The sequence below is a fragment of the Blastomonas sp. genome (genome assembly GCF_041747255.1).
In the GTDB taxonomy this organism is placed as follows: domain Bacteria; phylum Pseudomonadota; class Alphaproteobacteria; order Sphingomonadales; family Sphingomonadaceae; genus Blastomonas.
Window position 1 is genome coordinate 1 of the sequence record NZ_JBGTFM010000421.1, and the last position, 6351, is coordinate 6351.

The 6351-nt window shown below is 60.5% G+C and carries 10 protein-coding genes; 6 read left to right on the top strand and 4 right to left on the bottom strand.

Annotated elements, in window-relative coordinates:
* A partial coding sequence (locus ACEW8G_RS14115) for a LysR family transcriptional regulator (protein ID WP_373489049.1) occupies positions 1-150 on the bottom strand: 150 nt, incomplete at its 3' end.
* A 105-nt stretch (positions 151-255) separates the two neighbouring features.
* Between ACEW8G_RS14115 and ACEW8G_RS14120 the strand changes: the two genes are divergently transcribed.
* From ACEW8G_RS14120 to ACEW8G_RS14130, 3 genes are all read left to right on the top strand, one after another.
* The gene (locus tag ACEW8G_RS14120; RefSeq protein WP_373489040.1) at positions 256-672 is read left to right on the top strand and encodes a DUF4267 domain-containing protein; all 417 of its coding nucleotides are present in this window, start codon (positions 256-258) and stop codon (positions 670-672) included.
* Positions 669-1577 carry an alpha/beta fold hydrolase gene (locus ACEW8G_RS14125; RefSeq protein ID WP_373489041.1) on the top strand — a complete coding sequence of 303 codons (909 nt, stop codon included), beginning with the start codon at positions 669-671 and terminating at the stop codon, positions 1575-1577. Before ACEW8G_RS14120 ends, ACEW8G_RS14125 begins: the two co-directional genes overlap by 4 nt.
* A gap of 218 nt (positions 1578-1795) precedes the next feature.
* Entirely contained in the window at positions 1796-2005 is a 210-nt protein-coding gene (locus tag ACEW8G_RS14130; protein WP_373489042.1) for a PaaI family thioesterase, read from the top strand.
* Between the two features lie 282 nt (positions 2006-2287).
* On the opposite strand, the gene ACEW8G_RS14135 is transcribed toward ACEW8G_RS14130, so the two are convergent.
* Positions 2288-2824 carry a TetR/AcrR family transcriptional regulator gene (locus ACEW8G_RS14135; RefSeq protein WP_373489043.1) on the bottom strand — a complete coding sequence of 179 codons (537 nt, stop codon included), beginning with the start codon at positions 2822-2824 and terminating at the stop codon, positions 2288-2290.
* 129 nt (positions 2825-2953) lie between these two features.
* Between ACEW8G_RS14135 and ACEW8G_RS14140 the strand changes: the two genes are divergently transcribed.
* Positions 2954-3355, top strand: coding sequence for a hypothetical protein (locus tag ACEW8G_RS14140; RefSeq protein ID WP_373489044.1), 402 nt, complete (start codon positions 2954-2956; stop codon positions 3353-3355).
* Between the two features lie 71 nt (positions 3356-3426).
* Positions 3427-3789, top strand: a complete 363-nt coding sequence (locus ACEW8G_RS14145) for a DUF6463 family protein (RefSeq protein ID WP_373489045.1) — start codon at positions 3427-3429, stop codon at positions 3787-3789.
* A 421-nt stretch (positions 3790-4210) separates the two neighbouring features.
* Here ACEW8G_RS14145 and ACEW8G_RS14150 read toward each other — a convergent pair whose 3' ends face one another.
* Positions 4211-4588, bottom strand: a complete 378-nt coding sequence (locus ACEW8G_RS14150) for a hypothetical protein (RefSeq protein WP_373489046.1) — start codon at positions 4586-4588, stop codon at positions 4211-4213.
* Positions 4589-4638: 50 nt separating this feature from the next.
* On the opposite strand from ACEW8G_RS14150, the gene ACEW8G_RS14155 reads away from it, so the two are divergent.
* Complete coding sequence (locus tag ACEW8G_RS14155) at positions 4639-5199, top strand: hypothetical protein (RefSeq protein WP_373489047.1); 561 nt, start codon at positions 4639-4641, stop codon at positions 5197-5199.
* A gap of 509 nt (positions 5200-5708) precedes the next feature.
* Here ACEW8G_RS14155 and ACEW8G_RS14160 read toward each other — a convergent pair.
* The coding region (locus ACEW8G_RS14160) for a transposase (RefSeq protein ID WP_373489048.1) at positions 5709-6351 on the bottom strand (643 nt) is incomplete at its 5' end.

The window sequence follows — 6351 nt, forward strand, 5'->3', positions numbered from 1 at the left end:
GACCAGTTGCAGTCCGAGCGCCCCCTCCAGCGTCTCGATCCGCCGCGACACGGTCGACACCGCGACACCGCGCACCTTGGCTGCGGCGCTAAGCGTGCCCGCGTCGCGGATCGCGATGAGATCGCCAAGGTCCTGCGGATCGAGAGGCACGGCTCTGTCCTTTTGCGCGAACGGAAGATTGATTTGCCATATCGCAAGATGCTGCGCGGCTGGCAATCGCCTAACCCTCCGCCATCGACAACGAGGGAGGCGTGAATGACCACACAGGCGCAAAGGTTTCGCAGCACACGGACTGCCGGGTTCTGGCTGGCAGCCGCGATCGCGGCGTTGCAGGTCGTCAACGCGGTGCGCACCGTGCTCGATCCACAGGGCTTCGCCACATATATGGGGCTGCCCGTCGACCAGCTGGACGCGCTCGGCTGGGTGCAGGTCTATGGGTTGCGGGCCGGGTTCATCGCCGTGCTGACCGCTGTGCTGCTGGCGCGCAGCGAATTTGCCGCATTGCGCTGGATGGCTTTGGCCGCGCTGCTGATGCCGCTCGGCGACGCGTGGCTCACCTTGCGCGCGGGTGCAGGTGCGCCGATTGTCGGACGGCACCTTGCCATCGCGCTGTTCCTGCTGGTCGCCGCGCACTTCCTGTCGCGCGCCGCGCGGGCAAAAGCCTCAGCATGACCGACCTCTTTACTCGCATCGGTGCGCGGCTCGATACTTGGGATGGCAAAGCCAAAATGGCGCGTTTCCGAAAAGGCTGGCCCGCGAGTGCCACGCAGCAGGTCAGATTCCATCGCACCGCGAAGGTGCAATATCGCTACCTCGAAGCCGGTAGTGGGCGCACGATCGTCTTTACCTGCGACCCGCCGATGACGATCGAGGTCTACGGACCCTTGGTGGCGGCCTTCTCCGCGCCCTTCCGTGTGATCGTAGTCGAGCTGCCCGCCATGGGCTTCTCCGCCACCACGGCCGATTATGCCTTCGGATTCCGCGAGACGAATGACGACCTTGCAGCTTTCCTGCGGGTGGTGGCGGGCGAGGGGAGCATCTTCGCCTTCTCCTGCGCCGCCAGTCTCGCCGCGCTCGATATCGCGGGCCGTATGCCCGAACTCGCCTCGCACCTCGCTCTCATACAGGCTGGCGGAACGGAGGCTTTTGCCATCTGGAAGGCGAGCCGTGACCCAAAGGGCATTCTTGCGCGGCCGATCGTGGGCCAGCTCGCCATGGCCCGGATGGCACCCAAGCGCATGCCGCAGTGGTATGGCCTATCGGTCGGACGCAAGCAGCAGATCCCGCATTTCTGCGCCTGCGCGGAGCGCTCCTTTCAGCATGGCGCAATGTGGTCGCTGGCAAGCGCCTACCAGATCTACATGAACCACCAGGATGAGCTGCCCCGTCCCCGGCAGTCGATCCTGTCGATCTGGGGCGCTGCCGATCGCTCGCATCCGGCAAGCAACGCCCATTCGCTTGCGCGGCTTTACGAAGGCGTGCGGATAGTGACATTCGACGATCTTGGTCACACACCCGAGCTTGAAGCGCCCGACCTGGTTCTTGCGGCGGTCCTCGACTTTGTAGGGTCACGATAATGCCGAATAGCGATCCCGTCCCATCGGGCTACGAGCCGCACTTCCGCAAGAGCCCAGTTACCGATCCGTGGGAGCCACTCTTTGTCAGGCGGGATGGTGGCGCGCTCAGTCTCGGGCTGAGGATCGCCGCTGCGCATTGCAATGGGCGTGGACTGCTTCACGGCGGCGTGATCTCGGCCCTTGCGGACAATGCGATGGGGCTCGCCTGTGTGACGTAGATGGAGCGCTGTTCCGCGCTGACTGTCAGCCTGTCGGTGGATTTCCTTTCGGTCGGCCGGATCGGGCAGTGGCTTGAGGTGCGTGCAGTGCCTGCAAAACTTGGACGCACGCTCGCCTTTGCCGACGCAAGGATTGAGGCTGATGGTGAGATGATCGCCAAGGCCGCAGCGACGTTTCGCATTGTCGAGGTTGCTGCGAAAGCAGCCTGAGCGGGGGCAAGCCGATTTTCGAGCCCTCACTGTGGTTGGCAACTTGCCACCCACAAGCAAACCATTTCGGGCCGACGATTGCGGCCCCAAAGCCCTTAGGTCGGCTTCCACCATACGTTTTGCCGGAACCGGAGATTCCCCTGTCGATCCCCAAGTCGGTCATCGTCGATCCGATGCGTCGTTTCCGTAAACGAGCATCGTGCTGCGCGATTGTGAGCATCACAAGTTCGGCAAGGAGCATGGGCGAGGAACAGGTGCTAGCGTAGCTCGATCGAGGCATACTTACCCCAGTGATTTGCGTAAAAGTGCCAGCGCCGCTGCCAATCCCTCAATTGATCGTGACGAGGGTGGCAAATCGTTCAGCGCACCGTCTGCGGCTAAGGTCGCGAGTCCATGCGTCGCGCCCCAAGCGAGCAGAGCCGGCAGTGGCAATTCCTTACGCTCGCTCTGCGGGGTGCCACCCAGCAGTAGCAGCTCCAGTCTCGCCATGGCCGCACAGTAGTCCTTGTCAGCCGTGTCGATGAGAGCATCGCGAAATACCGTACGGAATGCTCCCGGTCGATCGAGGGCAAAGCGCATGTATCCTACGCCCGCACGGTAGAATGCAATCTGCGGGTCGATCTGGCCCGCGACTTCATGCTCCATATATTCGGCGAGTTCTCCCGCGCATTGCGTAGCAAAAGCTGTCAGCAGCGCACGCTTGTCGGTGAAATGACGGAATGCGGCGGCGTGAGACACGCCAATTGCTTTCGCGGCTGCGCGGATCGTGACAGCCTCGATGCCTTGCTCAAGAACGATGGTCTCGACCGCTCCAAGCAAGGCTGCGGGCGTGTCCCCGTGGTGATACCGCTTTCGCCCTGCTTTATCTGTCATGTGACCGCGCGTAACATTCCACTTGACAGCTGACCACCCTCCTATGTTACATCCGGTAACATTCGGAGATGTAGTTTGGAACTGTCGGCGCTGGTCAATCTGAGGATGATGTATGGTGCCGCTGTTGTTGGAGCGGGCCTGGTTGGAGCCATCACGCTGATCGCACCTTCCACCGCTGGGCGATACATCTTCGCTGAGGCAACAGAGATAGACGTCTTTATGCGGATACTCGGCGCGCTCTGGTTGGCAATTGGCCTCGTCGCTGTTGCCGGGTTTTCCGATCCCGTCCGCTACCTTCCCGTTCTGCTTATCCAGTTGGTGTACAAGTCTGCATGGCTGGCTTTCGCTGCTTACCCGGCACTCGCCTCTGGCAAATCATCGGCTGGATTGATTGCCCTAACATTGCTGTTCACCATGTGGGTTCTAGCGCTAGCGATATTGATACCGTTTCGCGCGCTGATGTTCACAGCGATTTAATAACAAAAATGGAGCCCGCGCTATCCGCGCGTGAGGCGCTTCCTGCGTCCAGTAAACACCGGAGTGCCTACATGTTGAGATACACAGGCTTCGTGCTGGTTGGGATGGCGATCATCCACGGCGTCGCATCGTTCGTTCTTTTCAGCGAGCAACTTGAGCAGATTTACAATGCCGGGCTGTTCGCGGGACTGAGCTGGTCGATGGACATGCTAGCCGCGTTCTGGTTCACGATCTTTACCTGGCCGATGATCATCATGGGATTGATCATTGCGGGTCTAGGCAAGCATCAAAGCGACTTTTCCTATCGTCGCCTCACAGCGGTAAGCTTCATCGTTGTTCCGTGCCTATGCGGGCTGGTGCTCCCGGCCTCTGGTCTGTGGGCTTTCCTGCTGCCGGGTGTAATGTTGCTACGAATTCCCGATAGTCGATTTTGAAGCTGCGCAACACGACCAAATATTTTGCCGAGAAGACCCAGTGGGATCGCCAGTGAAGACTCCGTGGGAAGTTCAGGTTTTCTTGTCAATTCTTTAGTTCGGTATAGAAGGTGCTCGACCGTCGCCTCTGACGCATTGAAATGATTTGCCGATCGCACAAAATGCTCAATGCTCAATGCTCAAGGCTCAAGAAGGTCAGCCGTTCGGATTCCCGCCTATATGCGGTCTTGAACGGGGGCGCGGCCCGATCCCGCAAGTCATAGCGGCTTTGGCCTCGTTTCTGCTAATAGCGAAAAGTCTGGTGCCACCCCATAGTTGACATGAATCGCCTTGCATTTGGGGTTCACGCTAACTGTTCAGAAGCTACCGCTTTCCTCCCGCGACCATTCTTCACAGCGGTCCAATGTAGCAGCCAGCGCGATCAGAAAACCCAAACCGTTCTAAGCGCACAGAGCACTGCCATAACGGCAAAGAGGCTCGTGGATGGAAAGCGAAGTGGATGAATGTCTCCCTTTAGTGCCACAGCGGTGCTGAGGATCGAAAGTGCAAGGCTCAAGGCGCCGAAGAAAACCAGCGCCGAACGGGTGATCTCAGGCTGCTGGCCAAGGGCCAACCAACCATAGGCGCCGGCCATGAATGCAAGCAGGACGGTCGCGATATGCCAGCAGAAATAATTCAGCCATTTCGAGGCTCGCGGAAGACCCGTATCTGCCAGCAATGGCGCAGCTACACGTGGTCCGCCCACCAATGTGTGCACAAGCAACGTGACCGTTGCAACGATGCATAGCACCCAAAGCATTATTGACCGAGCCTTTACTAGAGAATCATTTCTAGTAAATCTGATCAACTATGGGCAGGAAGTCAAATGTCAGCGATGAACTCGTCTTCGCCGCCGTTGCGCGGCGGATGGTAACGCAAGGAACGGTGTCATTGCAGGAGATTGTAGCGGATACGGGCGTGTCTTTCGGCTCGCTCTACCATCGCTACGGCTCACGCAATGGCCTGCTGGCGGCTGCCTGGCTCGCGGCGACACACAGCTTTCAACCCCGAATCGTGGCCGCGCTAGCCTCTGGCCGCGCAACCGCAGGGGAGGATGCTGCGCTTGAAACTGTTCGGTTTTGTCGTGAGCACCCTGACCGAGCGCGTATCCTCGTCGCCTGCCGGCAGTCAGAGTTTCTCGGAGAGGCAACGCCCGAGCCGCTGCGAGGAGAGATAGCGCAGATCAACGAAGCGATTGCCGCAGCGCTCTCGGAGTTCGCCTCAGTTCGTGGAGTGGGCGACGAATTGTGCCGCCTTGCGATCATCGGTTTGCCGCTGGGCGCGGTGCAACTTTACGTCCCCGACTTTATCATACCGGATAGTGTCGATGAACATATACGCAGAGCCTATCGTGCTTTGATCTCTGCTTAGTCGAAACATGCGGACGGCCGTTTCGTGCACAAGGATGGAACGACTTACAGCGCTGATAGAGGCGGGCACTCGTCCGCAACGAGTGAGCGAAGCCGCCATTCAATTTTTCACCCAGTTGCATTTATCAGCGGGGTCGGGGCTCGATCCCGAAAGCCGCATGGCGGCTTTCGGCGGAAGCAGACGTTATCGTCGATGATCGGGAATGACTGAGTCTGTGAAGGGTTTCGGGCGCTTGCGTACGAAAGCCTCCAGTGCAGGAACCCGCGGGCCCCACGCGCTGGTCTATGGGTAAAGCGGCTCTGGGATGGTTTTTGCGGGTAAGCGCTGCCGATCCGGCGGTGTCGCTGCTGGCCTGATCAACGTGATTTTGTGCGGTGTCAGACTGCTAGCGGCGTTGGTTTTGCTGGCCTGTGTGCCCTGCGTCCGGCTTGATTCCAGGATGGGCATGTGCTGGGCCATCGGTCGGGACACCATGGGTCCGATCGTCGTGCAGGGCGAGCCATGCCGGATCATGGCGCGTGTCTCCGGGTCGGGAGTGCCGGTGCTGGGGGTGCGCGCGGTTGGCACCAGCGGGCGAAGGCCTCGATGATGGTCATGTGCCCGCCGCAGCATGGGCATGGCGGGCGATGGTCGGGCGGTTCTTCCGGTTCGGGCTCCTCGATCGGTGCGGCGACACCCAGCAGCCTGCGGGCGAGCGCCATGGCGTCCTTGTGCGTCGAACTGGCGAGCAGGCCATAATGCCGGATGCGGTGGAAGCCGCGCGGCAGGACATGGACCAGAAAACGGCGGATGAACTCGTCTGTCGCCAGCGACATGACCCGCTGACGCTCGGCACCGCTGCGACGGTAGTCCTTGTAACGGAACGTCACGCCGGTCTCGTCGAAGGCGATGAGACGCCGGTTGGAGATGGCAACGCGGTGGGTGTAGCGCGAGAGATAGGCCAGCACCGCCTGCGGCCCGGCGAAGGGCGGCTTGGCATAGACCACCCAGCGCTTCTTCCGGATCGGCGACAGATGCCGAAGGAAGGCCTTGCGTTCCGCGAGGCCCGCCAAGGTGTTGAAGAAGGCCAGCTTGCCGGCATCGAACGAGGCCAGCAGGCGCGTGAGGAACAGCCGGCGGAACAACGCGCCCAGCACCCGCACCGGCAGCAGG

Excerpts from the sequence above, each read along its gene's own strand:
- ACEW8G_RS14125 (WP_373489041.1), top strand. The coding sequence starts at position 669 with ATGACCGACCTCTTTACTCGCATCGGTGCGCGGCTCGATACTTGGGAT.
- ACEW8G_RS14145 (WP_373489045.1), top strand. The coding sequence starts at position 3,427 with ATGTTGAGATACACAGGCTTCGTGCTGGTTGGGATGGCGATCATCCAC.
- ACEW8G_RS14155 (WP_373489047.1), top strand. The coding sequence starts at position 4,639 with ATGGGCAGGAAGTCAAATGTCAGCGATGAACTCGTCTTCGCCGCCGTT.
- ACEW8G_RS14120 (WP_373489040.1), top strand. The coding sequence starts at position 256 with ATGACCACACAGGCGCAAAGGTTTCGCAGCACACGGACTGCCGGGTTC.
- ACEW8G_RS14130 (WP_373489042.1), top strand. The coding sequence starts at position 1,796 with ATGGAGCGCTGTTCCGCGCTGACTGTCAGCCTGTCGGTGGATTTCCTT.
- ACEW8G_RS14150 (WP_373489046.1), bottom strand. The coding sequence starts at position 4,588 with ATGCTTTGGGTGCTATGCATCGTTGCAACGGTCACGTTGCTTGTGCAC.